The organism is Agromyces zhanjiangensis, from assembly GCF_040496055.1.
GTDB lineage: Bacteria > Actinomycetota > Actinomycetes > Actinomycetales > Microbacteriaceae > Agromyces > Agromyces zhanjiangensis.
Map to the genome: position 1 here is coordinate 159,715 of NZ_JBEPKB010000008.1, position 24,281 is coordinate 183,995.

The 24,281-nt window shown below is 68.9% G+C and carries 17 protein-coding genes and 3 tRNA genes; 6 read left to right on the forward strand and 14 right to left on the reverse strand.

Annotated features, from left to right (window positions below; translation table 11 throughout):
- Nucleotides 1–45: 45 nt before the first annotated feature.
- From ABME02_RS15100 to tilS, 3 genes are read right to left on the reverse strand one after another with little or no spacing between them, the layout of a single operon-like run.
- On the reverse strand, nucleotides 46–1,737 hold the full coding sequence (locus ABME02_RS15100; protein WP_353816155.1) for an MFS transporter: 1,692 nt from the start codon (nucleotides 1,735–1,737) through the stop codon (nucleotides 46–48).
- Nucleotides 1,738–1,762: 25 nt separating this feature from the next.
- Nucleotides 1,763–2,314 (reverse strand): hypoxanthine phosphoribosyltransferase, encoded by a 552-nt coding sequence (gene hpt / locus ABME02_RS15105; RefSeq protein ID WP_353816156.1) that lies wholly within the window; start codon nucleotides 2,312–2,314, stop codon nucleotides 1,763–1,765.
- Between the two features lie 57 nt (nucleotides 2,315–2,371).
- Nucleotides 2,372–3,403: a tRNA lysidine(34) synthetase TilS gene (gene tilS / locus ABME02_RS15110; protein ID WP_353816157.1), complete on the reverse strand. Its 1,032-nt coding sequence runs from the start codon at nucleotides 3,401–3,403 to the stop codon at nucleotides 2,372–2,374.
- Between the two features lie 111 nt (nucleotides 3,404–3,514).
- On the opposite strand from tilS, the gene ppa reads away from it, so the two are divergent.
- Complete coding sequence (gene ppa, locus ABME02_RS15115) at nucleotides 3,515–4,000, forward strand: inorganic diphosphatase (RefSeq protein WP_353816158.1); 486 nt, start codon at nucleotides 3,515–3,517, stop codon at nucleotides 3,998–4,000.
- A 123-nt stretch (nucleotides 4,001–4,123) separates the two neighbouring features.
- On the opposite strand, the gene ABME02_RS15120 is transcribed toward ppa, so the two are convergent.
- The gene (locus ABME02_RS15120; protein WP_353816159.1) at nucleotides 4,124–5,428 is read right to left on the reverse strand and encodes a peptidoglycan DD-metalloendopeptidase family protein; all 1,305 of its coding nucleotides are present in this window, start codon (nucleotides 5,426–5,428) and stop codon (nucleotides 4,124–4,126) included.
- A 243-nt stretch (nucleotides 5,429–5,671) separates the two neighbouring features.
- Between ABME02_RS15120 and ABME02_RS15125 the strand changes: the two genes are divergently transcribed.
- From ABME02_RS15125 to ABME02_RS15135, 3 genes are all read left to right on the forward strand, one after another.
- Nucleotides 5,672–5,744, forward strand: a tRNA-Glu gene (locus ABME02_RS15125).
- 39 nt (nucleotides 5,745–5,783) lie between these two features.
- Nucleotides 5,784–5,857, forward strand: a tRNA-Asp gene (locus ABME02_RS15130).
- Nucleotides 5,858–5,930: 73 nt separating this feature from the next.
- A tRNA-Phe gene (locus tag ABME02_RS15135) sits at nucleotides 5,931–6,003 on the forward strand.
- 428 nt (nucleotides 6,004–6,431) lie between these two features.
- Here ABME02_RS15135 and ABME02_RS15140 read toward each other — a convergent pair.
- From ABME02_RS15140 to ABME02_RS15155, 4 genes are all read right to left on the reverse strand, one after another.
- Entirely contained in the window at nucleotides 6,432–8,198 is a 1,767-nt protein-coding gene (locus ABME02_RS15140) for a glycoside hydrolase family 35 protein (RefSeq protein WP_353816160.1), read from the reverse strand.
- A gap of 98 nt (nucleotides 8,199–8,296) precedes the next feature.
- The gene (locus ABME02_RS15145; RefSeq protein WP_353816161.1) at nucleotides 8,297–9,634 is read right to left on the reverse strand and encodes an ABC transporter substrate-binding protein; all 1,338 of its coding nucleotides are present in this window, start codon (nucleotides 9,632–9,634) and stop codon (nucleotides 8,297–8,299) included.
- 95 nt (nucleotides 9,635–9,729) lie between these two features.
- Entirely contained in the window at nucleotides 9,730–10,674 is a 945-nt protein-coding gene (locus tag ABME02_RS15150; protein ID WP_436408280.1) for a carbohydrate ABC transporter permease, read from the reverse strand.
- Nucleotides 10,671–11,621, reverse strand: a complete 951-nt coding sequence (locus tag ABME02_RS15155) for a carbohydrate ABC transporter permease (RefSeq protein WP_353816162.1) — start codon at nucleotides 11,619–11,621, stop codon at nucleotides 10,671–10,673. The genes ABME02_RS15150 and ABME02_RS15155 overlap by 4 nt, the downstream gene beginning before the upstream one ends.
- 110 nt (nucleotides 11,622–11,731) lie before the next feature.
- Here ABME02_RS15155 and ABME02_RS15160 point away from each other — a divergent pair, with 110 nt between their 5' ends.
- A complete protein-coding gene (locus tag ABME02_RS15160; RefSeq protein ID WP_436408281.1) occupies nucleotides 11,732–12,778 on the forward strand; it encodes a LacI family DNA-binding transcriptional regulator in 1,047 nt (348 codons plus the stop codon).
- A 258-nt stretch (nucleotides 12,779–13,036) separates the two neighbouring features.
- The gene (locus ABME02_RS15165; RefSeq protein ID WP_436408283.1) at nucleotides 13,037–14,029 is read left to right on the forward strand and encodes a LacI family DNA-binding transcriptional regulator; all 993 of its coding nucleotides are present in this window, start codon (nucleotides 13,037–13,039) and stop codon (nucleotides 14,027–14,029) included.
- Between the two features lie 34 nt (nucleotides 14,030–14,063).
- Here ABME02_RS15165 and ABME02_RS15170 read toward each other — a convergent pair whose 3' ends face one another.
- The 6 genes from ABME02_RS15170 to ABME02_RS15195 all read right to left on the reverse strand — a co-directional run bounded on the left by ABME02_RS15170 (nucleotide 14,064) and on the right by ABME02_RS15195 (nucleotide 24,184).
- Nucleotides 14,064–18,389 carry a family 43 glycosylhydrolase gene (locus ABME02_RS15170; RefSeq protein WP_353816164.1) on the reverse strand — a complete coding sequence of 1,442 codons (4,326 nt, stop codon included), beginning with the start codon at nucleotides 18,387–18,389 and terminating at the stop codon, nucleotides 14,064–14,066.
- Nucleotides 18,390–18,890: 501 nt separating this feature from the next.
- On the reverse strand, nucleotides 18,891–19,679 hold the full coding sequence (locus ABME02_RS15175) for an SDR family NAD(P)-dependent oxidoreductase (protein ID WP_353816165.1): 789 nt from the start codon (nucleotides 19,677–19,679) through the stop codon (nucleotides 18,891–18,893).
- A gap of 96 nt (nucleotides 19,680–19,775) precedes the next feature.
- Entirely contained in the window at nucleotides 19,776–20,978 is a 1,203-nt protein-coding gene (locus ABME02_RS15180; protein ID WP_353816166.1) for a mandelate racemase/muconate lactonizing enzyme family protein, read from the reverse strand.
- 2 nt (nucleotides 20,979–20,980) lie between these two features.
- Nucleotides 20,981–22,282, reverse strand: coding sequence for an ABC transporter substrate-binding protein (locus tag ABME02_RS15185; RefSeq protein ID WP_353816167.1), 1,302 nt, complete (start codon nucleotides 22,280–22,282; stop codon nucleotides 20,981–20,983).
- Between the two features lie 52 nt (nucleotides 22,283–22,334).
- Nucleotides 22,335–23,297: a carbohydrate ABC transporter permease gene (locus tag ABME02_RS15190; protein ID WP_353816168.1), complete on the reverse strand. Its 963-nt coding sequence runs from the start codon at nucleotides 23,295–23,297 to the stop codon at nucleotides 22,335–22,337.
- The gene (locus ABME02_RS15195) at nucleotides 23,294–24,184 is read right to left on the reverse strand and encodes a carbohydrate ABC transporter permease (RefSeq protein WP_353816191.1); all 891 of its coding nucleotides are present in this window, start codon (nucleotides 24,182–24,184) and stop codon (nucleotides 23,294–23,296) included. Before ABME02_RS15195 ends, ABME02_RS15190 begins: the two co-directional genes overlap by 4 nt.
- Nucleotides 24,185–24,281: the final 97 nt, after the last annotated feature.

The following is a 24,281-nucleotide window of genomic DNA, read 5'->3' on the forward strand; positions in this document are numbered from 1 at the left end:
GCGTCCCGACACGGTCGGCGGAGGCCCTCGCCGCGCTCGCGCCGGTCACGTCGGCGGCGGGGTCCCCTCGTCCGGCTCGTCCGGCTCGTACTGCGCCATGATCCCGTCGACGGTCGCCGCGGCCTCGACCGCGCTCGGCGTGTACCCGAGCACGACGGGGAGGAACCGTTCGGAGGTCAGCGCCTGGAGCCGGAGGTCGCTCCTGGCCACCACGGTCGCCATCCGCCCGGTCGTTCGGAGGAGCGCGATCTCCCCGAACCCCTCCCCCGGTCCGAGCTCCGCGACCACGCGACCGTCGTGGACCACGTCGACCTCGCCGGACTCGATGACGTAGTAGCGGTCGCCGACGTCGCCCTGGGCGAAGACCGCGGCTCCGGATGGCACGGAGACGGGTTCGAGCGCCCGCGCGAGCTGCTCGATCGAGGGCAGCGGCAGCATGCACAGCATCTCCACGCGGCGCAGTACCCCGATCTCGTGGTCGAGGGCCGCGACGGCATGGTCGAGCCGCCGCAGCCGCCACCACGACGCCACCGCGAGCACCGGGCAGAGGAGCCCGACGGCGACGAGCGCCGGCTGCAGGCCGAGCCATCCGATCAGCGCGGAGGCGACGACGCCGCCGATGCCGACGAACACCGCGACCGTGCTCTCGAACACGCCGAACACGCGGGCCAGCACCTCGTCCGGCGCGAGCCGGCCGATGAGCGTGAACCCGGCGATGTCGATCAGGGCGTTGCCGACGCCCACGAACGAGAGCAGCACCAGCGCCGCCGCCTGCTGCGGGACGACCGCCACGAGCGCGATCGGCAGCCCCCACAGCGCGACGCCGGCGGCGAACCACGCACCGAGGCGCCCGGTGCCGACGAGCAGGGAGGATCCGACCGACCCGAGCACCGCCCCCACCCCGACCGCGGTCATCAGGGCGCCGACGCCGGGCTCACCGGTTCCGAGGAGCTCGATCGCGACCACCACCGAGAACACGGTGAGCGCGCCGCGCGTGAGGGCCTGCGCGGCCGCGAGCCCGAGGATGAGCACGAGGGCGCGGTCCGTCGCGACGGCCCGGAGGCCCTCGACCGCCTCCTTCGCGATGTTCGGCCGGGCCGGCGCGGGCGGCCGCGGCGGCGCGTCGTACCGCAGCCGCACGAGCAGCGCGGCCGCGGCGAACGATGCGGCCGCCGCGACGGCGAACACCACGTCGACTCCGGCGAACCCGAGCAGCACCGCCGCGAGCAGCGGCCCGAGCAGCGTCGCGGCGGAGTCGAGCAGCCCCCGCACCATGTTGGCGCTCGCGAGCTCGTAGCCCGTGCGGCACAGCGACGGCAGCAGCGCGGAGTGCGCCGGCCGGTAGAGGGTCGCCGCGATCGTCGAGACCACGGCGAGCACGTAGATCACCGCGGCCGGACCGGCCACCGCCACGACGGTCGCCGCGCCCGCCGTCGCGACGCCGCGCACGACGGAGACCATGATGAGCACCCGCTCGCGGCGGCCGCGGTCGGCGATGGGCGAGAGCAGCGGGGCGAGGAGGGCGGACGGCAGCATGCGCAGCAGCCCGACAAGCCCGACGGCCGCGGCGCCGCCGTCGCGGTACGCGACGATGCCGAGCGCCACCGTGAACGCCCACTCGGCCGTCCAGGCACCGAGGAAGCTGAGCTGCGCGCGCCGCAGGTCGGTGTTGCGCCAGTTGCTCGCGAATGCGGCCCCGGCGTCCCGCAGTCGGTTCCGGCGTCCGGTCTCGGCCATGGCGACTCCGGTCGGCGGCCGGCCCTCAGCTGTAGACGTGCGGGGCGAGGATCGCGACGTCCCGCAGGTTGCGGTATCGCTCGGCGAAGTCGAGACCGTAGCCGACGACGAACTGGTTCGGGATGTCGAAGCCCAGGTACTTCACGTCGATGTCGACCTTCGCGGCATCCGGCTTGCGCAGCAGCGCGCAGATCTCGATCGACGCCGCCCCGCGCGAGGCGAGGTTGCCGAGGAGCCAGCTGAGGGTGAGGCCGGAGTCGATGATGTCCTCGACGATGAGCACGTCGCGGCCCGACAGGTCGGAGTCGAGGTCCTTCAGGATCTTCACGACACCGGACGACGTCGTGCCCGCGCCGTACGACGAGACCGCCATCCAGTCCATGGTCACGTGCGGCTTCAGCTCGCGCGCGAGGTCGGCCATCACCATCACCGCACCCTTGAGCACGCCGACGAGCAGGAGGTCGCGCCCCTCGTAGTCGGCCTCGATGCGACGGGCGAGCTCGGCGAGCTTGTCGCGGATCTGCTGCTCGGTCACGAGCACTTCCGTCAGGTCGGCGTCAATCTCGCGCGAATCCATCCCGAGCTCCTCCTGCGTGCGTCTGGGCGAACGGATGCCACGAGCCTACGCCGCGCGTCAGTGGTCGTGCGGCAGCACCTCGGTCGAGCCCGTCGTGGAGAGCACGACGTGCCCGCCGGCGCGGGTGGCGCGGATACCGCGGGGCAGGTCGATCGGCCCCTGCCCGTGCCAGTCGGTGACGAGCCGGGCGACCTCGAGCGTCTGCGTCCGCGTCAGCGAGACCCCGAACTCGCTGTCGACGACGTGCCTGACGATGCGCTGCCGGAGGGCCGCGGGGTTCGCGGCGAGCGCGGCCGCCGAGATCGCGATGCCCGCCTCGGCGGGCTCGCAGATCTCCTCGATGAACTCGTCGATCTGGTCGGCGAACGCCTGCTCGTCCTCGCGGAGCTGCTCGGCGGTGCGGGCGAGCGCCTCCGCCACGCCGGGGCCGAGTTCGGCCTCGAGCACGGGCAGCACCCGTTCGCGCACGCGCACGCGCGCGTACGCCGGGTCGAGGTTGTGCGGGTCGTCCCACGGCGCGAGGCCCGCGTCGAGGCACGCCTGCCGCGTCGTCGCGCGGCGGAGGCCGAGCAGCGGCCGCGCGTAGCGCCCCGAGCGCGCGGCCATGCCGCCGAGGCTCGCCGACCCCGACCCGCGTGCGAGCCCGAGCAACACCGTCTCGGCCTGGTCGTCGAGCGTGTGGCCGAGGAGCACGACCTCGGCGCCGGTCGCGCGGGCGGCCTCGTCCAGCGCGGCGTACCGTGCGGCGCGTGCGGCGCCCTCGGGGCCGGCACCACCGGGTGCGGCGGCCGCATCGACCCGTTCGACGAGCACCGGCTCGAGCCCGAGATCGCGGGCGACGGATGCCGCGGCATCCGCCTGCTCAGCAGACCCCGCCTGAAGCCCGTGGTCGACGATGATCGCGCCGGCGCGCCATCCGCTCCTCGGCGCCTCGAAGGCGGCGGCCGCCGCCAGAGCGAGCGAATCCGGCCCGCCCGAGAGCGCGACGAGCGCGATCGGCGCGTCGTCGCGCGACACGAGCACCGAACGCACCGCGCGTCGCACGTCGGCGATCGGCGGCGTCAGGCGGGGACGGCGCTCCGGGGGCATCACGTAACCTTATTCCGTCGTCAGCGGCGCCCATCGGGCGCGCGACGCCGCCGGAGCCGTCACGGCCCGCGAGACCTTCGAGACTCCGCCATCCGAAACGAGGAGAACCACATGGGCGAGTACGCCGCCGTCATCGAGATCCCCAAGGGGAGCCGCAACAAGTACGAGGTCGACCACGAGACCGGCCGGGTCTTCCTCGACCGCGTGCTCTACACGAACTTCGTCTACCCGACCGACTACGGCTTCTTCGAGAACACGCTCGGCGACGACGGCGACCCGCTCGACGTGCTCGTGCTCACCCAGTACCCGCTCTTCCCGGGCGTGGGCGTGACGGTGCGCCCCGTCGGCGTCTTCAACATGGTCGACGACGGCGGCGGCGACGCGAAGGTCCTCGCGGTGCCCGCGGGCGACCCCCGCTGGGACTACATCCAGGACGTCGACGACATCCCCGAGTACACCCGCAAGGAGATCGAGCACTTCTTCGAGCACTACAAGGACCTCGAGCCCGGCAAGTGGGTCAAGACCGAGGGCTGGGCGAACGCCGCCGAGGCCGAGTCGCTCATCGCGAAGGCGATCGAGGCGTACCCGGGTCACTGAGCCCGAGCGGATGCCGCGGCATCCGCCCTGCGCGCACCGAGGGGGCGAGCCCGACGGCTCGCCCCCTCGTCGTGTCAGCGTTCGGCGCGCGGATGGATCGCACGCGCTCCGTGCGGGCTCGCGTCAGCCGAGGTAGATGCCGCGTGCCGCCATGAACGGCACCGGGTCGATGCGGCTCCAGCCGCTGTAGACCTCGAAGTGCAGGTGACAGCCGGTCGACGCACCCGTGGTGCCGCTCGAGGCGATCACCTGCCCGGAGTTGACGCGCTGACCGTAGCCGACGAACAGGCCGCCAGGGCGGATGTGGGCGTAGCCGGTCGAGATGCCGCCGCCGTGGTCGATCTTGATGAAGTTGCCGTAGCTGCCCGACCAGCCCGCGTAGACGACCGTGCCGGAGTTCGCCGCGTAGATCGGCGCCGAGCAGCCGGTCGCGAGGTCGGTGGCGTAGTGGAACGAGTTCGAGCAGTACCCGCCGCTGCAGATCACCTGGCGCGGGCCGTAGTTCCCGGAGATCCAGCCGTAGGCCGGCTTGGACCAGCCGGACGACACGGTCTGGCCGCCTCCGCCTCCGCCACCGCTGCTGCTGCCACCGCCGCCACCTGCGGCGGCCGCGGCCGCTGCCGCCGCCGCTGCGGCTGCCGCCGCTGCTGCCGCCGCGGCACGTCGCCGACGCTCCTCCTCTTCCTTCCGCTTGCGCTCGCCCTCCTGGTACGCCGCAGCGGTCTTCGCCTCCTTGTCCTTGAGGAACTTGAGCTGCTGGTCGAGCTCGATCTTCTTCTCCTCGGACTCGGCGAGCGCCTGCTCCGCCGCGGCCTGCGCGGCCTGCGCGGCGGCGAGCGCCTGCTCCGCCGCGACGCGGAGCTTCTCGCGCTCGGCGCGAGCCACCTCGGCCTGGTCGGCGAGCGACTGCGCGGTGTTCCCCGCCTCCTGCGCCTGCTGGTAGATGCCGGCGGTGCGCTCGACCAGCTTCTCCATCGAGCCGAGCTTCGCAAGCAGTTCGTCCGTGCGTTCGGCGTCGCCCGCGTCGAACATCAGGTTCACGCCGAGGTCGGACCCGCCCGTCCGGTAGAGCTGCGCGGCGAGCTGTCCGGCGTTCTTCTCCGCCTCCTCGGCCTCGGCCTTCGCCTCGTCGGCCTGCGCCTGGATCTCGTCGGCGCGACGCACGGCGTCGTCGTACTCCTGCTGGGCCACGATGAGCTCGTCCGTGCGGCGCTGTGCCTCGGCGCGGGCCGCCTCGACGTTCGCCTCGAGGTCGGCGATCAGGCCGATGATCTCGTCGACGGCCTGTGCCGCGGCCTTCGTGTTCGCCTTCGCCTTCTGCACTTCCTCCCACGTGGGGTAGTCGGCGGCCGAGGCGGCGATCGGGTTGGCCACGATCCCCGCGGTCGCCGCGAGCGCGATGACCAGGGAGCCCGCCAGCGCGCGCATCCGCGACCCCCAGGGGGCTCGGCGTCCTGCGATTCGCGACATGACTCCCCATCCGCGCGGGCCGTCCGGACCGCGCTCGCGTACCCGCCATGCGGGCAGTGGCCCTGTCACACTAGGTTCGGAACGACCGCGGACCGGGCATTTCCGCCGCGCGTGGCGTGTCTTCCCCGGCTCGTTTTGGATTCTGGCCGAGGTATGCGTATGCTTTCTTCTCGGCGGTCGAGCCCCCGGGCCCGACCTTCCGGCCCCATCGTTTAGCGGCCTAGGACACCGCCCTTTCACGGCGGCAGCACGGGTTCGAATCCCGTTGGGGTCACCCAGACGATGGGTTTACAATTGAACAGCTTCTTTACGAGGCCCTGTGGCGCAGTTGGTTAGCGTGCCGCCCTGTCACGGCGGAGGTCGCGGGTTCAAGTCCCGTCAGGGTCGCTCAGGCGACGAGCCCTTTCCCTTTCGAGAGAAGGGGCTTTCTCCTTAACATCGAGATGTTTCGACATCCCGAGGCTCTGTAGCTCAGTTGGTAGAGCGTTCGACTGAAAATCGAAAGGTCACCGGATCGATGCCGGTCGGAGCCACATCAGAAAACCCCCGGTCCGCCGGGGGTTTTCGCGTTTCTCCAGGCGGCGCGTTGGGCCGTCGCCGTGCCCACTGCCCACAATCCGCGCACGCTACGTGATCCTGAAGCACAGAGATGCCGCCGGCGGCGTGGCAGAGGCCCTCCTCCAATCCGGGGCCTGCCACGCATTCACCGACGCGGCCGTTCGGTCGTCCGATCTGATGGTCCGCCAGTGTGTCCGTCGTGCGAGTCGGTCGCCTGCGCGTCGAGAGGTACCCGCGCCCGTGCCTCACGATGCGCGGAAGCTGGATGTCCCGGCATGTGTTCCGATTCATTCGAACTGGCGATGCTCGCGCATTGCCGTCGATCTGATCGACCTCACCTCGTGATTCAGTGAGCGTCTGTAGAGCGAGGAGGATGCAGGGTGTGGTGTGGCTCCGCCGCCCGTCAGATCTCGATGTGGCCGAGCTGCGGCGCAGCAACGAACCGCACCTCGGGCGCGGCCATCGCCTCGAACTCCAGGACGGCGACCTCGTTGCGCCCACTGCGGACGACGGGCGACGGCACGATCAGGGTGCGCTGCGGTCCACGACGCCAGTACCGCCCGAGGAGGAACCCGTTGACCCAGACCAGCCCCTTGCCCCAGTGGAGGGTGTCGAGGAACAGGTCGACGGATGCTGCGACCTCGAACTCGCCGTGGGCGAGCACCGGCCCCGCGGCGAACTCGGACGGGCCCAGCCTCGCGAGCTCCGGCAGCCGTTCGAGCTCCAGCGGGCGCGCAGCCCAATCGGCGATCGGCGAGCCATCGAGTGCGACTCCGCCGATGAGGCCCTTGTGCTCGCCGATCCGCGGGCCGTAGTTGACCCGTCCCTGGTCCTCGACGACGATCACGAGTTCGCCCCGGGCGTCCGGCAGCGCGACCGCCCGTTCGTGGGCGTCGCGCGACATCACGCCGACGGGCGCCCCGTCGAGCAGCACCCACGCGCGGTCGCGCACCTCCTCGCCGACGGTGAGCACGCCCGGGCCGCCCCGGGTGAGCCGGGTCGCGAAGAGCACGACGCCTCGGTCCCGGCCGAGGTCGTCGAAGCTGGGAATCCGCTCGTGCCGAGACTCGTCGCCGAGCCGCGGCGCGACCTCGAGGAGCGAGGGCCCGACGGCGAGCGGTGCGGTGAGCTCCGGCGCGGGCGGCGCCGCCTCCGGCACTTCGTCGGGCACGGGCGCGTACCTCGCGATCACGTTCCGGAACGCCCAGTACTTCGCCGTCGGGTGACCGGCCTCGTCGAGCGGGGCGTCGTAGTCGTAGCTCGTCGTGATCGGCGCGTAGCGGCCCTTGTCGTTGGCGCCGCTCGTGAGCCCGAAGTTCGTGCCGCCGTGGAACATGTAGACGTTCACCGAGCCGCCCGCCGCGAGCAGGGCGTCGAGTTCGGCGGCGGAGGCTGCGGCATCGGTCGTGTGGTGGTGCGAGCCCCAGTCGTCGAACCAGCCGCACCAGAACTCCATGCACATCAGCGGGCCGGTCGGCTGGAACTCGCGCAGCGTCGAGAGGCGCTCGGTCGTGCGCGAGCCGAACGAGCCTGTGAGGTGCAGGCCGGGCAGGCTGCCGTCGGCGAGCATCTGCGGCGTCGGCTGGTCGATCGTCGTCAACGGCACCGTGATCCCCGCTTCGCGGGTGACCCGGACGAGCTCGGCGAGGTACTCCTTGTCGGAGCCGTAGGCGCCGTACTCGTTCTCGATCTGCACGAGGATGACGGACCCGCCCGCATCGACCTGTCGTGGTGCGACGATCTCGTACACGCGGCGGAGGAAGTCGGTGACGGCGGCCACGAACCGGGGCTCGGATCGGCGCACGCCCACCTCGGGGTCGCGGAAGAGCCACGCGGGCAGGCCGCCGTTGTCCCACTCGGCGCAGATGTACGGCCCGGGGCGCACGATCGCGTGCATGCCCTCAGCGGCGACCAGGTCGAGGAAGCGGCCGAGGTCGAGCCCGCCGTCCGCACGCCACCGTCCAGGCGCGGCCTCGTGCTCGTTCCACGGCACGTACGTCTCGATCGCGTTCAGGCCCATGAGCCGCGCCTTGCGGATTCGATCGACCCAGAGGTCCGGGTGGACGCGGAAGTAGTGCAGCGCCCCGGCCAGGATCCGGTGCGGACGGCCGTCCAGCTCGAAGTCGGTCTCGCCGATGGCGAAGCGACTGGGCGGGTGGAGCTGGATCATTGGGGTCCTTCGTCGGCGGGAGGGTGTCCTGTGTCGAGGACGATCTCTGGAGCGGCGCGGGGCCGGCCGGATGGCACCGGTCGGCCCCGCACCCGGGGTTACTCGTTGACAGCGAAGCCCTGCTCGTTGCCGTATTGGACGAGCTGGTCCTGCCATGCAGTCAGGCCCTCGTTCAGGTCGGTGCTGTTCGCGTACGCCTGGCCGACGGTGTCGCCGTAGATGCTGTTCGCGTACACCTGGTAGGGCAGGTAGGACCAACCGGAGGAGACGTCCTTCGAGGCCTGGGTGAGTACCTCGTTGATCTTCTGGCCGCCGAAGTAGTCGGACTCGTAGCCCACGAACTCCGGGTCCTCCAGGTCCGCCGTGGTCGACGGGAAGCCGCCGCTCTGCAGGAAGATGTCGATCGACTCGGGGTCGCTGTTGAGCCAGCGCAGGAACGCTGCGGCGAGGGCCGGGTTCTCAGACTGCTTCGTCACGGACTGCCCGCCGCCGCCGTTCTCGGCCGCGACCGGGGTGCCGTCGTACGTCGGCATGGGGGCGACGCGCCAGTCGCCCGCGGCGTCGGGCACGCTCGACTCGAGCACGCCGGGCATCCAGGCGCCGATCACGAGCGAGGCGATCGAGCCGTCGGCGAGGCCCTTGAACCACTCGTCCGACCATCCGGGGGTCGTGGCGAGGAGGGACTCGTCGATGAGCTGGTTCCAGACGCCGGTCCACTGCTGTGTGCCCTCGTCGGCGAGGTCGATCGTGATGTCGGTGCCGTCGATGCCGAACGGGCGGCCTCCGGCCTGCCAGATCATGCTCGTCGTGAAGCCGGCGTCGCCGGTGTCGGACGTGATGTACTTCGACGGATCCGCAGCGTGGAGGTCGCGCGCAGCCTGCACGTACTCGTCCCAGGTGGCGGGCACCTCGATGCCGTTCTCCTCGAAGACGGTCGCGTTGTAGAACAGGGCCATGGGGCCGGAGTCCTGCGGGAGGCCGACGAGCTTGCCGTCGACGTTCACGGCACCCCAGGTGGAGGCCGAGTACTGGTCCTCGAGTTCGTCGAGTCCGTACGCGCTGAGGTCGACGAGCGAGTCGGAGAGCGCGAACTGCGGGATGGCGTAGTACTCGATCTGCACGACGTCGGGCGCACCCGAGCCGGCCTTGATCGCGTTCTGCAGCTTCGTGTACTCCTCGGTGTTGGTGCCGGCGTTCACGAGTTCGACGTCGACGTTCGGGTAGGCCTCCTCGAATGCCGCGACCTGCGCCTCGGCACTGGGCGTCCAGCTCCAGTAGGTGAGCTCGCCGCCGGCCTCGAGTGCGGCGTCGAGGTCGTCGGCCGAGCCGGACGAACCGGCGTCGCCGCCGGCCGAGCATGCCGCGAGCGTGCCGACGAGGGCGGCCGCGGCGACGACCGAGAGGGTCCGCCGGCTGGCGGATCGGGTGATGCGCATGGGATGTGTCCCTTCACTTCGTTGTGCCATGTGTTCCGGGGCAGGACGCTCCGGTCGAGCGGGCTGGGGGTGGTCCGCCGCGCAGTGCCGCTCGGTCACTGCTTGACGCTTCCGGCGCTGAGCCCGGACTGCCAGAACCGCTGCAGGCCGAGGAACGCGACGACGATGGGGACGATCGTGAGCAGCGAGCCCGTGATCACCAGGTTGTAGATGGGCTGGGCGCCGACGCCGGTCGCCTGCGCGTTCCACTGGTTCAGGCCGACCGTGAGCGGGTACCACGTGGGGTCGCTCAGCATGATCAGCGGGAGGAAGTAGTTGTTCCAGGTCGCGACGACCGTGAACAGGAGGACCGTCACGATGCCGGGCGCGAGCAGTCGGATGGAGATCGTGAAGAACGTGCGGAATTCGCCGGCGCCGTCCATGCGGGCGGCTTCGAGCAGCTCGGTGGGCACCGAGTCGACGGCGTACACCCAGATCAGGTAGAGCCCGAAGGGGCTGATGAGCGACGGGATGATGATCGCCCACGGGGTGTTCGTGAGGCCGAGTTGGCTGAACATGAGGAAGGTCGGCACGGCGAGCGCGGTGCCGGGTACCGCGATCGCGCCGAGGACGACCGCGAAGATCGCTCGTCGGCCCGCGAAGCGGAACTTCGCGAGGCCGTAGCCGGCGAGCGTCGCGAGCAGGGTCGCGCCGCCCGCACCGAGGACGACGTACAGCAGCGTGTTGCCGAACCAGCGGAGGAAGATGCCGTCGCGGTAGGTGAGGGTCTCCCAGATGTTCTGGAACAGGACGAAGTCGTTGTCGAACCAGAGTCCGAAGCTGGAGAACAGGCCGGCCTGGGTCTTCGTCGCGTTGATCACGAGCCAGACGAGCGGCACGAGGCTGTAGACGACGAAGATGCCCATCATCAGGGTGAAGGCCAGCGACTTGCGCGGCCGCAGCGGCGAGGAGTGCGCGGAGCGGTTCGCGCGGCGGCGCGAGCGCGGGGCGTGGCCGTCCGCGGCCTCCGTGGTCGCCTCGACCTCGGTGAGGGTGCTCATCGGTCCTCCTTGCGCGAGCCGCGTAGCTGCACGACGTAGGCGATCACGGCGGTGAACACGCCCATGACGATCGCCACGGTGGCCGAGTAGTTGTACTGCTGTCCCGCGAACGAGAGGTTGTAGGCGTACATGTTCGGCGTGAAGTACGTGGTGATGATGTTCGGCGCGAGCGTGCGCAGGATGTTCGGCTCGTTGAACAGCTGGAAGCTGCCGATGATCGAGAAGATCGTCGCGATGACGATGGCCCCGCGGAGCGCGGGGAGCTTGATGCCCGTGACGACGCGGAACGGCCCGGCACCGTCGAGCTCCGCGGCCTCGTACAGGTCGGCCGGGATGACGCGGAGCGCCGAGTAGAAGATCAGCATGTTGTAGCCGACGAATTCCCAGGTCACGATGTTGCCGATTGAGACGAGGATCCACTCCCGCGCGAAGGGCGTGAGCACCGTCGCGCCGAGCCAGTCGTTGAGGTTGGCGGCGAGGCCGAAGTTGTCGCCGTAGATGAAGCCCCACATGAGCACGGCCACGACGGCCGGCACGGCGTAGGGCAGGAAGATCACGATCCGGAAGAAGCCCGCCGCGTGCAGCCGCGCGCTGTCGATAGCGAGGGCGGCGACGAGCGCCAGCCCGAGCATGATCGGCACCTGGATGACGAGGAACAGCGCGACCCGGCCGAAGGCCTCCCAGAACTGCGGGTCCTGCAGGAGCGCGAGGTAGTTGTCGACGCCGACGAACGTGTTTCCGCCGACGAGCTGCTGCCGGAACAGGCTCAGATACAGCGAATAGATCACGGGGGCGATGAAGACGAGGAGGAACACCGCGAGGAAGGGCGCGGTGAACGCCAGACCCTTCCATTCGCTGCGGCTGCGCACGCGCCGGGGGCGCCGCGGACCATCCGGCGTCGTCGCCGCGAGGGCGAGCGCCGGCGCGGCGGGGGACCTCGTTGTCATCGAATCTCCGATCGGTGGCCATGTTCACGTCAACATGGCGTACCAGCACAGTAGCATGTTGACGTGAACATGCGCCACTCCGGGCGCAGTCGCATGACGAGGAGCCATCGATGACGAGCGTGAACAACGCCGGCACACCGCCGAACGGACGCCACCGTGGTCCGTCGATGGCGGATGTCGCCCGCGAGGCCGGGGTTTCGGGTCAGACCGTATCCCGCGTGGCGAACGAACGCACGAACGTCGACGCCGAGACGCGCGCCCGCGTGCTCGCGGCGATGGAGAGACTCGGCTACCGCCCGAACAGCGCGGCCCGCGCGCTCCGCACCGGGCGCTTCCGCAGCATCGGCGTCATCATGTTCACGCTCTCGAGCTTCGGCAACATGCGGACCCTCGACGCCGTCGCCTCCGCCGCGGAGGAGGCGGGCTACTCGCTGACGCTCATCCCCGTGCCCCATCCGACCCGCGGTGAGGTTTCGGTCGCGTTCGACCGACTCGCCGACGCTGCTGTTGACGGCGTGATCATCGTCATCGAGGCGCACCTGCTCGACGAGAGCGATGTTGAACTGCCGCCGGGCCTGCCGGTGGTGATCGTGGACTCGACGGGGCACGACCGGTTCCCCGGCGTGGACACCGACCAGGCACTCGGTGCGCGTCAAGCCACCGAGCATCTGCTCGACCTGGGTCACGCCACCGTGTGGCACATCGCCGGCCCGGAACGCTCCTATTCGGCGACCCGACGTCGCGAGTCATGGGAGGCGACGCTGCGCGCCAGGGGGGCCGAGGTGCACCCGCCGCTCGTCGGCGACTGGTCTGCCGAGTCGGGCCATGAGCTCGGGCTTCGGCTCGCGGCGAACGCCGACGTCACCGCGGTCTTCGTCGCCAACGACCAGATGGCGCTCGGCGTGCTGCAGGCGATGCACGAAGCCGGGCGCGCCGTGCCCGCTGACGTGAGCGTCGTCGGGTTCGACGACATGGAGGAGGCGGGCAGCTTCTGGCCGCCGCTGACGACGGTGCGCCAGTTCTTCGGCGAGGTCGGCCGCCGCTCCGTCGAAGACCTGCTGCATGAGGTCGAGACGGGCGAGCGCCGAGCACCGTCGCTCGTCGACACGGAGCTCGTCCTTCGGGAGAGCACCGCGCCGCCCCGGGCCGGTCGATAAGCGAGATCCACGAGCGATCCCTCAAGCTCGACGGTCCCCCTCCGGAAGCTCGGCCGCGGGAAACGCTGGCGAGCCGAGACGATCGACGGTTTCCATGGCCCGATGCATGGGATTCGGGCGCAGCCGTCGTCCGGGATCGCGACAGTTGGACTCGCTTCCACCGATCGTGAGGAACGTATGCTGGCAACGCAAACATATCTCGGAGGGCGACGAGTGACCAGCGACAAGAGTTCCACCGATCGTGCTCGTGGAGTGTCGATGGCGGATGTCGCGGCCGCCGCCGGCGTCTCGGCGCAGACCGTGTCTCGCGTCTCCTCCGGCAGAGGTCCTGTCAGCGATGCGACCCGCATGCGCGTGGTCTCGGCGATGCAGCAACTCGGGTACCGGCCGAATGGCGCGGCGCGTGCGCTGAAGTTCGGCCGCTTCCGATCGATCGGCGTCATCATGTTCTCACTCACGTCGTACGGGAACATGCGCACCCTCGACGCGATCGCCGCCGAGGCGTCCGAGCTGGGGTACTCGATCACGCTGATCCCCCTTCGTACGGCGACTCAGGCCAGCGTGTCGGGAGCGTTCGCGCGATTGAACGAAGAGGCCGTCGACGGCGTCGTGATCGTGATCGAGGCCCATCGACTCGACGAGACCGAACTCGCCCTGCCGACCGGTCTCCCCTTCGTGGTCATCGACTCCGACGAGCGCTACTCGAGATCCGTCGTCGACACGGATCAGGCGCAGGGTGCTCGTCTCGCCACGACGCACCTTCTCGACTTGGGCCATCAGACCGTGTGGCATGTGGCGGGGCCGAACGAGTCCTACTCGGCACACCGACGTCACCAGTCATGGGCACAGACCCTTCATGACCGCGGAGCGCAGACGCCGCAGGTGCTCGTCGGCGACTGGAGCTCGGAGTCGGGCCACCGGGCAGGGCAGGCACTCGCGCGCAATCGCGACGTCTCGGCTGTCTTCGCCGGCAACGATCAGATGGCGCTCGGGATCATCCATGCACTGCATCAGGCTGGTCGGCGGGTGCCTGACGACGTCAGTGTGGTGGGGTTCGACGACATGCCCGAGTCTGCCGACTTCTGGCCGCCGTTGACGACGGTCCGGCAGCACTTCGATCGAGTCGGGAGCATCGCGCTGCGACACTTGGTCGCGCTCATCGAGGGGGATGAGCCCGGTCCGTCCGATCCGGTTCCGACGGAACTCGTCGTGCGTGAGAGTTCGGGGCCACCGCCCCGCCCATCGATGTGATGGGCGGGGCGGGGGCGGATGGATCGGCCTCGTCCTACTGGGAGTCCCCCGATCCGTTCGCGGAGTTCCCTCCGGGCGTGCAACTCGTGGCGGGGTACGGTGCATCCGCCGCCGCATCGACGGTATGACCGTCGATCGTCGCCTGGGCTGCGACCGACACCACCCCGGCCGGGACCTTCGCCGAACCCATTACGAACGGGTGCGCGACCGTCTGCCCAGGTTCGAGGTCCTCCGACCACGCCGGCCGGCCATCAACTGTCAACGTGACCGTCGCGGGCACCTGGCCGTCGTTGGTCACCTGCGTCTCGACCATGACGCGCTTCCCGGCACAGCGGGTCTCGGCCGTGGCCGACGCGCCGACCAGCGGCTGGTCGAGGACCACCAGCAGCCAACTCAGCTGCACGTCGGGTCCACGCGTCTCCGCGAGGGTGAACGAGAGCTCACCATCGACACCGACGTCGATGCCCGAGTACGTACCCGTGTGATCTTCGGCCGTGAACTCGTGGTCCTCCTCCACCACGGTGCCGTTGATCGTCACCTTCGCCCCACGGTCCGCCCACTGCGCCCACGGGTCCGCGTAGCCCGCGTACACGCTGTACGACCCGGGCTCGAGGTCACCGAAACGGTACGACAGGTCCTCCCCGCCCACGGCATACCGAAGCGTCGAGAACAGGGTGCCCTGGGCATCGCCGTTGGGCTTGCTGCCGGGGCTGACGTACCCCCATGTTGCCTCGGTGTCCGGGTCTGCGCCGAGCGGCTGGTCGGGAACGCCGTTCAACACGGGGCCGTCCTCGGCCGCGGTCGCCATGAGCGTGGTCCAGTCGGCAGTTGCGAACCCGCCGGCATTGACCGCGTATCTCACGCCATCCGGGACGACCGGGATGACCCGTGCGATCGTGCGGCCGCCGAACTCGGGCAGGGTTCCGGTCAGGGTCACGATTCCAGGCGTGTCGAAGCTCCCGCTTCGGATGGCCCATTCCACGGGCTCCGTCATCGTCTGGCCGTTCTGCGTCACCTCGACGGTCGGCACGTCGAACCCGTCGTCAGGAGACACGGCCGTGGGAATGCCGGCGACACTCCACGCCGCCCACTGATCGAGGTCGGACAGCGTCCACCTGTCGGGGACCTCGACACGGAGGGTATCGCCACCCTCGCCCATGTTGATCGGCAGCCACACCATCTGGGCGTTCTTGAGGTCTGTCCCGCCGTTCCAGCGGTCGCCCATGTAGATGTACTTGCCGTTCTCCCGGTCGATGGGTATGACCGATGACGGCTGCGAGTTGAACGAGTTGCTCTGCGCCGACGACGGGAACGGGTCGCCGTGGTTGGTCCAGGCGCCCATGATGTCGGTGGCGCTCGCATAACGAGACGGGTTCGGCGACCATCCGGTGGTGCCGGACGTGATCAGGAAGTAGCGCTCATCGTGCTTGAAGATCGCCGGCGATTCCCTCGACTGTCCGATGAAGATCCGGTTGTAGTCGACGCCGGCGACGGCCTCATCGGCTGGCGTCGCGAGGTCGGTGTACTCATCGTTGAGCTTGGAGATGAACATGGTGGCGTTCTCTTCGCTCGAGTAGATGATGTACCCGGTTCCGTCGTCATCGACGAACAGGTTCATGTCCCGCGCCATGCCCGGGTTCTTCGGAGCCCGGTTCGTCGGGTCGGCGGGGTCGGCGTGGTGGAGTCGATAGCTGTCGATATAGCGGAACGGACCGAACGGCGAGTCCGACACCGCGACTCCGGCCTTCGCCTTGGCGTACTGCGCGGTGGAGTTCTCGCTGGGCCCGTCCATGTGAGCCCACATCACCCATTTGCCGGTGTTCTCGTTGTAGATGACCTTGGGCCGCTCGATGATCGGCGGGGTCACCCCCGGGACCGGCACGGTGCCGAGGTCGCGGTAGACGGCGTCCTTCTGCGTCGAGTCGTAGTCGCCGTAGAGATCCTCGAAATACGGCTCATCGAAGTCCTCGCGTGAAGACAGCGCCCGGAGCGCAACTCCCTGGTCGGTCCAGTTGTACAGGTCGTACGAACTGTAGACGTGAACGCCAGGCGCCGAGTGATACCCGAAGGTGCGGTCTTCGCCGTAGAGATAGTAGATCCTCTTGCCGTCGTCGTCCTTCGAAGGCACCACCTGACCACCGTGGGCCTGAATGACCCGCCCCTCGGTGTCCAGCCACTCCTGGCCCGGACGGAAGGACGCGTAGGCCTCGATCTTGGCGACCAGCCCATCGAACGCCTTGTCGAGCGCGATGTACGCAGCCTTGATCGCGGCGTCATCGGTCGACTGCGCATCGACGAGCGCCTGCGCCGCGGTTCGTGCGTCCTGCCAGGCGTCCACGGACCATTCGTAGTATCCGGACGGGTCGATGTCGGTGTCGGTGAGCAGTGAGCTGAGCGTGTCGAGGTTGTAGTCCGGGATCACCGCGAGCGTCCACAACTGGTTCGAACCCCAGTTCGAGCGCCACAGCCCCACGCGCGCACCCTCGCTGGTGGCCTGGTTCGCCACGTCGAGGACCTGATCGGTCGCACCGCTGAGGATGTTGAATCTCGTTCCATCCGTGGTCGTGAGCATCCATTGCACCGTGGGATCCGCCGCCGCGTCAGCGTCGTCGATCGTAGTGAAGGTGATGTTGCCACCGCTGGCGGTCAGCGCACGTCCGTCGTTCAGGCGCAGCACGTACCGGTCCCGGGAGGTCCCCGGCTCGTCGACCACGAGCGACGCGGTCCAGGACTGTCCGTCTGCACCAGGGTCCGCGTTGGCGGATCCGAGCTGCGTCGAGCTGGAGCCCGCAGCGAGCGGCTTTCCGCTCTGGACCCCGGTGATGGTGAAGGACGTGCCGTCGCGCAGCGCCGGCGCGGTCGCGGAAGCACCCGAGACTCCGGAGATCTCGAAGGTGGTGACCGAGCGGGCGGGCACCACGAGCGTCGCCGTCCGCGCGCTGGGGTCGACTGTCACCGACTCTCCCTCGACGAGCGCGTTCGCGGTGCGGTCATCATCCGGCGACTGCGTCGTCACGACAGGCGTGACGGTCGCGCCGGCCGCGATGTCGCCGAACTGCGACAGGTCGATCTCGACCGTCTTCCCGGTCGTCGCCTTGTTGATGTAGACGAGGCTGGCACCAGTCCCGTCCGCATCGACCGCCGCTGTGGCGTCGTTGTCGTTGACCGCGATCAGGTGATCGCCCGGCCCGATGTAGTGGGTGTAGTTGCGGATGGTGTTGTACTTCGAGTTCACCTGGATCCCGCACGACGGGTCCGCGTCGCCGTCCGCGAGACGACGGACAGAGTCCCCGTTCTCGTCGCAATCGAAGTCGACGAAGATCGAACCCCAGTTCTTCTTCTCGACCTTCTCCATGTTGTAGAAGTCCTCGACGGGCTGCCAGAGCACCCAGGCCTCGGGCTCGAGTTCGCGCAGGTCGCCCGTGATGAGCGATGCGATGCCGAGCCCGTTGGAGATGTCGTTCGGATTCCATGAGTTGCCGCCCCAGTTGCCCTCGACCTCGCTCATCCACAGCGGCTTCGCCGCCGACTTGGCGATGTCACGGACACGGTTGCGATCGCCGGTGCCGTAGGTGTGGACGTTGAGCTGGTCGACAGCGGCCTTGGCTTCGGCCGTCCAGCCGTTCCAGTCCTCCACGAAGCGGCCCGGGTAGGTCTCATCCGGCGCCGAGATCCGCGCCTGCGTGGTCGTGTCGGTCTGGGCGAGCTCGGCGTGCAGGGCCTCGACGACCTTTGACTGCAGGCCTGGACCGGCGTGCGCGCCCTCCTGTCGGCCACCGGTCGGCCACCCGTCCGAACCGAGGTTCGTTCCCCAGTAGTTCGTGTTGGGCTCGTTGAGCGGGTCGATCGTGTCGAAGCGGATCCCCTGGTCATGCTCCACGTGCTCCACGACCGTCTTCAGGTACTTCGCGAACTCGTCTACCGAGTCGGTCCGGATCTGGTTCTGGCTCGAGTTGAACCCGCCGCTGACGAAGCCGCTCTCGGTCATGAAGTAGGGCGGCGAGTTGCTGAACGCCTCCCACGTATCGACCTGATCCTTGATCGCGGAAACCCATGCGAGCTGCGCGGCGTCGGCGTCGAAGTTGTAGTCCTCGGGATTCTCACCGGTCCACGCGGCCCGATAGCGATCACGATCGGCGTAGTTCGAGGTGATCTCTCCCTGTTCGTCGCTCAGGGGAGCATCGGGGTTCCACCAGCCGGGAACCGCCCCGCCCGGCCGCAGGTACGGCGGCACGTCCGATGCGTTGCCCCCGCCGATGTTGTACCGCGCGATGTTCAGGTTGAGGCCAGCATCACCGAAGACCTTGTCGATCAGCTCGGCCCGGAGCTCTTCCGGGTACGCTCCGGTGGCGTTCGCCATCCAGACGAGGCTCGTCCCCCACCCCTTGAACGCTCCTCCTGAATACGCGGGGTTCAATACGAGCGCGACGTCGGGCTCGACAGCCGCGGCTGCAGCAGGCGCTACGACTCCGGCAGCACCGACGCCGGTGGCACACAGGGCTGTTGCGGCCACGACGGCGGCCAGCCGATGTGGCCGAGATCGTCTTTGAGACATCATTGTCCTTCACTTCCATTGGGTTGGTTGCGCAAACACTACGCGTTCGCGGTTTCAGATGTTAGCGTAAACATGGCGACGGACCAAGGGGTCCTTTGGGGTGCCGACCGATGAATGGCATCCGCGATCAACGCGCCTCAGCCGCGGCACTTGGCTGCGCAACCACTCATGGTGAGTCAATCTCTTCGGGACCTCGCGGACCGAATACGCCGACTCGGACACGCAGCTCAACGACTCGCTCGACGCGAGCTGAGGATGCGCACTGGTGGACTCCAGTTGGTCGCGGCCCGTTGTCGCACTCGTATATCAGTCGAGCGGCGCGAGCCCGAGACGTTGCCGGTAGCCCGGCCGCAGTACCGTGGCGCCGCCGAGGAGGCTGGCGCCGGCGTCGACGACGGTCTCGGTGCCGGTCACCCGCCGTGCGGCATCGGAGAGAAGCCATGCGACCGCTGCTGCCAGGTCGGCGGGTTCGACGACGTCACGCAGCGCGCTGGCCTCGAGCAGTCGCGACTCGTCGCCGGGCGCCAGGCGTGCGCTCGTGTGTCCCGCGCGGGTCCAGCCCGGGGTGACGAGGTTCACCCGGATCCCGTGATGCCCGTATTCACCCGCGACCTGGCGGACGAGCGCCTTCACACCTGCCTTCGCGGCGGCATACGCGGGATAGCCCGGCTGGGGGGCGTCGGCGTGCACGGAACCGATCACGCAGATCGCGCCTCCCGTCGACGACATCGCAGCGACACCCGCGCGAAGCGACTGGAAGACGGAGGTGAGGTTCGAATCGATCACCGCTCGCCAGGCTTCGGTCTCCAGTGCGTCGATGGATCCGGCCGAGGTCGTCCCGACGGCGATCGCGAGCTCGGTGAGATCGCCCAGCGTCGCCGCAGTGGCGAATGCCTCGTCGATGGCCGAAGCATCCGACGCATCCACTGCGATGGGGAGTGTGTCGCCGGGGAGCTCGGATGCAACTTGCTGGAGTCTCGCGGGGTCGCGGTCGATCACGACGAGACGATGATCGCCGGCGAGGCGCTGCGCGATCGCACCGCCGATCGCTCCGCCCGCACCGACGATCATGGCGAGAGGGGGTGTGGCTGGCATCGGCGGACTCCTCGGTGTGTGGGGCTGATCGTAGTCCGGGCCGCGGCGGCACTGCGGGGGACGCCGGGGGGACGGCGTGCCACCGCGGCCCGGAGTTCATTCGACGCGGAACTCGTCGACGCGTTCCCAGTCGAGCTGGATGCCGAGTCCGGGGCCGTCCGGAACGGCGAGCGTGCCCCCGGCGAAGTCGAACGACATCGTCGTGAGCTCGTCTCGGAGCGGGTTCGGGAGGCGGTTGTATTCGTAGATCCGGAAGTTCGGGATGGCGGCGGAAAGCTGCAGCGCGGCCGCGAGGCCGACCGCCGAGCCGACGCCGTGCGGGGCGATGTCGACGTGGAACGTCTCGCATAGGGCGGCGAGCTTGCGCGATTCGGTCAGTCCGCCCGCGCGAGCGAGGTTCGGCATCACGACGTCGATCGCCCCCGCCAACAGGAACTCGCGGTGGTCCCATCGCGTGAACAGCGTCTCGCCGTTGACGAGGGAGACCGGGAGCGCGTCGCGGATCCGGCGGTACCCGGCGACGTCGTCGACAGCGCACGGTTCCTCGATCCAGGTGATGCCCAGGTCGACGAGTCGACGGCCGACATCGATTGCCCGGTCGGCGGTGTAGGCGCAGTTCATGTCGACGAGCAGCGACCGGTCCGGGCCGATCGCGTCCCGGACGGCCGTGGCGTGCGCGACGTCCGTCACCGTGCCTCGTCCGAGCTTGAGCTTGATGGCGTCGAAGCCCTGCTCCACGAAGCCGAGCGCGTAGTCAGCGGATTCGCCGGGAGAGCCGAGCATCGGGACGGGGCTCGCATAGACGTCGACCCGGTCACGGTGCGGGCCACCCATGATCTTGTGGACCGGGAGTCCGAGGGCCTTGCCCTTGAGGTCCCAGAGGGCGAGGTCGACTCCGCTCATCGCCTCGAGGTAGTAGCCCCTGAGCTGTCCCCCGCCGCTCATCGACGAGAACACGCGCGACCACAGGTGGTCGATCGCGTGGGCGTCCTCGCCGATGAGCAGCGGAGCGATGATGTCTCGCACGATCTGTGCGGGCACCTTCGGTGCGGGCAGCCCATAGCACTCACCGACACCCTCGAGCCCGTCCTCCGTCACGATCCGGATGAGCGTCGAGTACTGCCCGCTCCGCTGCAGGGTCCGATGACTGGCCGCCGGCTGGAGCAGCCAGCTCGGCACGTCACCCTCGGGGTAGAGCCGCGCGAACGGCGCGACCAGCGGGATCGCCTCGACGGAATGGATGCGCAGGGGCTGCGCGCCCGCGTGGCGAGGAGTGGCAACGGTGTCGGTGGTGCTCATCGTCAGTCGACCAGCTTCTGCATCTCGGCCTGGGCGGTGTCGAGCGCGTCCTGTGCGGAAGTCTGGCCGGTGAGCGCGGCCTGGATCTGCTCGGCCAGCTTCGCCTCCATCTGCGAGTAGTTGGGGAACTGCCACAGCGGGTTGGGCGACGCCGAGTCGGTGATCTGGCTCTGCCAGGTCGACGCGTAGGCGTCGTTGGTGAAGGACGGGTCGGCGAGCGCGGTCTCGGTCGTCGGGACCGAACCGATCTGCTCGTACCGGTTGATGCCGATCTCGGGCGTGGACGTGTAGTACTTCGCGAAGTCGGCCGCGGTGTGCGCCGGTCCCTTCTTGAAGACGACGATCAGACCGCCCCACGCGAGGGACTGGGGGGCGTCACCCGGCTGCACGACCGGGCGCTGCACCGGGACGGTGTGGTCCAGGAGCGTCGGGTCCTCGGCTTGGGCGGTGAGCGTTCCGCGAACCTGGTTGGCGTCGTCGAAGAACGCCGCCTTGCCCTGCGCGTACAGGGTGCGCGCTTCGGGGCGCCCGAGGCCGAGGGTGATGAGACCCTCGTCGTTGAGCTTCGTCAGCCACTCGAGCGCAGCGACTGCGCCGTCGTCGTTGATCGAGATCTCGCCGTCGTCGACGATCTTCGACCCGAACGTGCGGAACCAGGGAATGAAGTCCTTGATGGTCTCGGGCTTCGTGGCGAGGGCGTAGGGGACGATGTCGCCGCCGAGCGCCTTCACGGCCTTGAGGGCATCCTCGAACTCGTCCACGGTCTTCGGCATCTCGGTGATGCCGGCGTCGGCGAGGATCTGCTCGTTCTCGATGAGGCCGATCGAGCCGGTGTACCAGGGCAGGCCGTACTGCACGCCGTCGACCTGGCCGTTGCGGAGTGCCGCGTCCGTGTAGTCGACGCCATCGGCGTAGGAGGTGAGGTCCTCGAGGACCCCGAGCTGCGCGAGCGACTGGATGTCGGCGATGTCCAGCTGGGCAGCGCCGGTCGTCGAGCCGTCGCGCGAACGGAGCAGGATCTGGTTGCGATACTCCGCGTACGGGTACGAGACCAGGTCGACGTTCACGCCCTGTTCGTCGGCGAAGCCGGAGACTTCCTCTTCGATGAGCGCCTTCTGGGCGTCTTCGCCGTAGTTCCAGCTGCTGAAGGTGAAGTCCTGGGGTTCGTCGCTGCTCGAGTCCGCGCTGCCGGTACCGGCCGAGCACGCGGTGAGCGCGAGGCTGGCCACGATGGCGATGCCGGCGGCGGGGCGGGCGAGTCGGCGCAGCGGTGTGCCGCGACCTCGACGTCGAGATGCTGACATGATGATGCGTTCCTTTACTGTGCGGGGGATGGGCGGTTGGACGAGCCGAAGCTCAGCCCTTGATGGCGCCGGAGCTGAGCCCGGCGACGAAGTAGCGCTGCAGCGCGAGGAAGATGAGGATCACGGGGACCGACGCGACGAGCGAGGCGGCCATCAGTTCCGGCCAGCGGTCGCTGAACTCGCTCAGGTAGGTGTTCACGAGGCCGGGAGGAAGGGTCCGCGTCGCATCGCCCGAGAGCGTGAGCGCGTAGACGAAGTCGTTCCAGCCGCGGATGAAGGCGAAGAGCCCAGCGGCGATCATGCCCGGTGCCACGAGTGGCATGAGGATGCGGTGGATGATCACACCCTGCCCGGCACCGTCGACCTTCGCCGCCTCGATGATCTCGTCGGGGATGTTGTCGAAGATGCCCTTCATCATCCAGACGCAGAGGGGCAGCGTGAAGGTGGTGAACGAGATGACCAGGGCGAGGTAGGTGTCGAGGAGGCCGAGGGCGCTGAAGATCCCGTAGATCGTGATGAGCAGGAGGATCTGGGGGAACAGCTGGGAGACCAGGAGGAGAAGCATCATGGAACGGCGGCCGCGGTAGCGGAACTTCGAGAACGAGTACGCGCAGTACATGCCGATGATGACGCTGCCGAGCGCGGTGAGGGATGCCACGAGCACGCTGTTGCCGAGGTAGTGCAGGATCGCGCCGTCGCTGAAGACCCGGACGTATGCGCTCAGGTCGATGCCGGTCGGAAGCAGGCGTGGCGGGAACTCGAACACGTCGGACCCGCTGCGAAGGCTCGTGAGCACCATCCAGTAGATGGGGGCGAAGCCGAAGAGCGCGATGAGCGTGAGCGAGATCCTCCGCCCCCACGCGACCGGGCGGGTCTCCCCGGTTGCACGGCTGGGTCCGCGGCGACGAGAGCCGCGCGTCGTCCGATCGCCTCGGGAAGTACGGGTGCGTCCAGTCACGATCGATTCGGTCATGGTCGACGGAGAGGTCGAGGTGGGCTCGATTCGAATGGTCATGCGTCCCGCTCCATTCCGCGCAGGTAGAGGATGACGACCGGCAGCAGGATCAGCATCCAGAGGACGCCGAGCGCGCCGGCCATCCCGAGGTCGAAGCCCTTGAACGCTGTCTCGTACACGGCCAAGGAGAAGGTCGTCGTGGCGCCCGCCGGGCCCCCCTGAGTGAGGACGTACAGCAGGTCGAACTGCTGGAAGTTCCAGATGAACTCGAGCAGCACGACGATCGTCGCGACGGGCATGAGCCCGGGAACGGTGACATAGCGGAATCGCTGCCAGGAGTTGGCGCCGTCCATGCGCGCCGCTTCGTACACGTCGCCTGGGAAGGACTGCAGTGCCGCCAGCAGCATCACCATCATCCACGGGAACGATGCCCAGGTCCTGGCGACGATGACGGCGGTCATCGCCCCGGGGCCGGACTGCAGCCAGCCGATGTTCTCGTCGATGGCGCCGACCGTGCGGAGGACGCCGTTGAGCACTCCGTAGTTCGCGTCGAAGATCCACAGCCAGAGGAAGCTGACGACGACGCCGGGAAGGACCCACGGGAACAGCAGCAGGCTGCGAAGTGCGGCCCGCCCGTGCATGCGCTGGTTCAGCCCGAGTGCTGCGACGAGGCCGACGAGGAACGGTGCGATCGTGGCCGGGATCGCGAACGTGAGGGTGGTCACCAGCAGCGGTACGAACTCCGTCCCGACCGCCTCGATGATGTTCTCGAGTCCGACGAAGGTCTTCTCGGGGTAGAGCAGGTTGCTGTCGAAGAAGGCATCGGCCAGTGCCGCGATGAGCGGGTAGATCAGCACTGCCACCAGCAGCGCCGCCGCCGGCGCGATCAGCACGAACGGGAACAGGTCGCGGCGGGTGCGACGGCTGGTGCCGTCGATCGCCTGCATCGTAACCACGTGGTCCTCCTTGACTCGTCGTCCCTCCACCGTGTCTCCATCGGTGTACTCGAACAAGACACACGATATACGAAATGCGAAATCTGTC

Bases quoted from the DNA above. Each gene is read 5' to 3' on its own strand.
- ABME02_RS15100 (WP_353816155.1), bottom strand. From the start codon at position 1,737: ATGGCCGAGACCGGACGCCGGAACCGACTGCGGGACGCCGGGGCCGCA.
- hpt (WP_353816156.1), bottom strand. From the start codon at position 2,314: ATGGATTCGCGCGAGATTGACGCCGACCTGACGGAAGTGCTCGTGACC.
- tilS (WP_353816157.1), bottom strand. From the start codon at position 3,403: ATGCCCCCGGAGCGCCGTCCCCGCCTGACGCCGCCGATCGCCGACGTG.
- ppa (WP_353816158.1), top strand. From the start codon at position 3,515: ATGGGCGAGTACGCCGCCGTCATCGAGATCCCCAAGGGGAGCCGCAAC.
- ABME02_RS15120 (WP_353816159.1), bottom strand. From the start codon at position 5,428: ATGCGCGCGCTGGCGGGCTCCCTGGTCATCGCGCTCGCGGCGACCGCG.
- ABME02_RS15140 (WP_353816160.1), bottom strand. From the start codon at position 8,198: ATGATCCAGCTCCACCCGCCCAGTCGCTTCGCCATCGGCGAGACCGAC.
- ABME02_RS15145 (WP_353816161.1), bottom strand. From the start codon at position 9,634: ATGCGCATCACCCGATCCGCCAGCCGGCGGACCCTCTCGGTCGTCGCC.
- ABME02_RS15150 (WP_436408280.1), bottom strand. From the start codon at position 10,674: ATGAGCACCCTCACCGAGGTCGAGGCGACCACGGAGGCCGCGGACGGC.
- ABME02_RS15155 (WP_353816162.1), bottom strand. From the start codon at position 11,621: ATGACAACGAGGTCCCCCGCCGCGCCGGCGCTCGCCCTCGCGGCGACG.
- ABME02_RS15160 (WP_436408281.1), top strand. From the start codon at position 11,732: ATGACGAGCGTGAACAACGCCGGCACACCGCCGAACGGACGCCACCGT.
- ABME02_RS15165 (WP_436408283.1), top strand. From the start codon at position 13,037: ATGGCGGATGTCGCGGCCGCCGCCGGCGTCTCGGCGCAGACCGTGTCT.
- ABME02_RS15170 (WP_353816164.1), bottom strand. From the start codon at position 18,389: ATGGCGAACGCCACCGGAGCGTACCCGGAAGAGCTCCGGGCCGAGCTG.
- ABME02_RS15175 (WP_353816165.1), bottom strand. From the start codon at position 19,679: ATGCCAGCCACACCCCCTCTCGCCATGATCGTCGGTGCGGGCGGAGCG.
- ABME02_RS15180 (WP_353816166.1), bottom strand. From the start codon at position 20,978: ATGAGCACCACCGACACCGTTGCCACTCCTCGCCACGCGGGCGCGCAG.
- ABME02_RS15185 (WP_353816167.1), bottom strand. From the start codon at position 22,282: ATGTCAGCATCTCGACGTCGAGGTCGCGGCACACCGCTGCGCCGACTC.
- ABME02_RS15190 (WP_353816168.1), bottom strand. From the start codon at position 23,297: ATGACCATTCGAATCGAGCCCACCTCGACCTCTCCGTCGACCATGACC.
- ABME02_RS15195 (WP_353816191.1), bottom strand. From the start codon at position 24,184: ATGCAGGCGATCGACGGCACCAGCCGTCGCACCCGCCGCGACCTGTTC.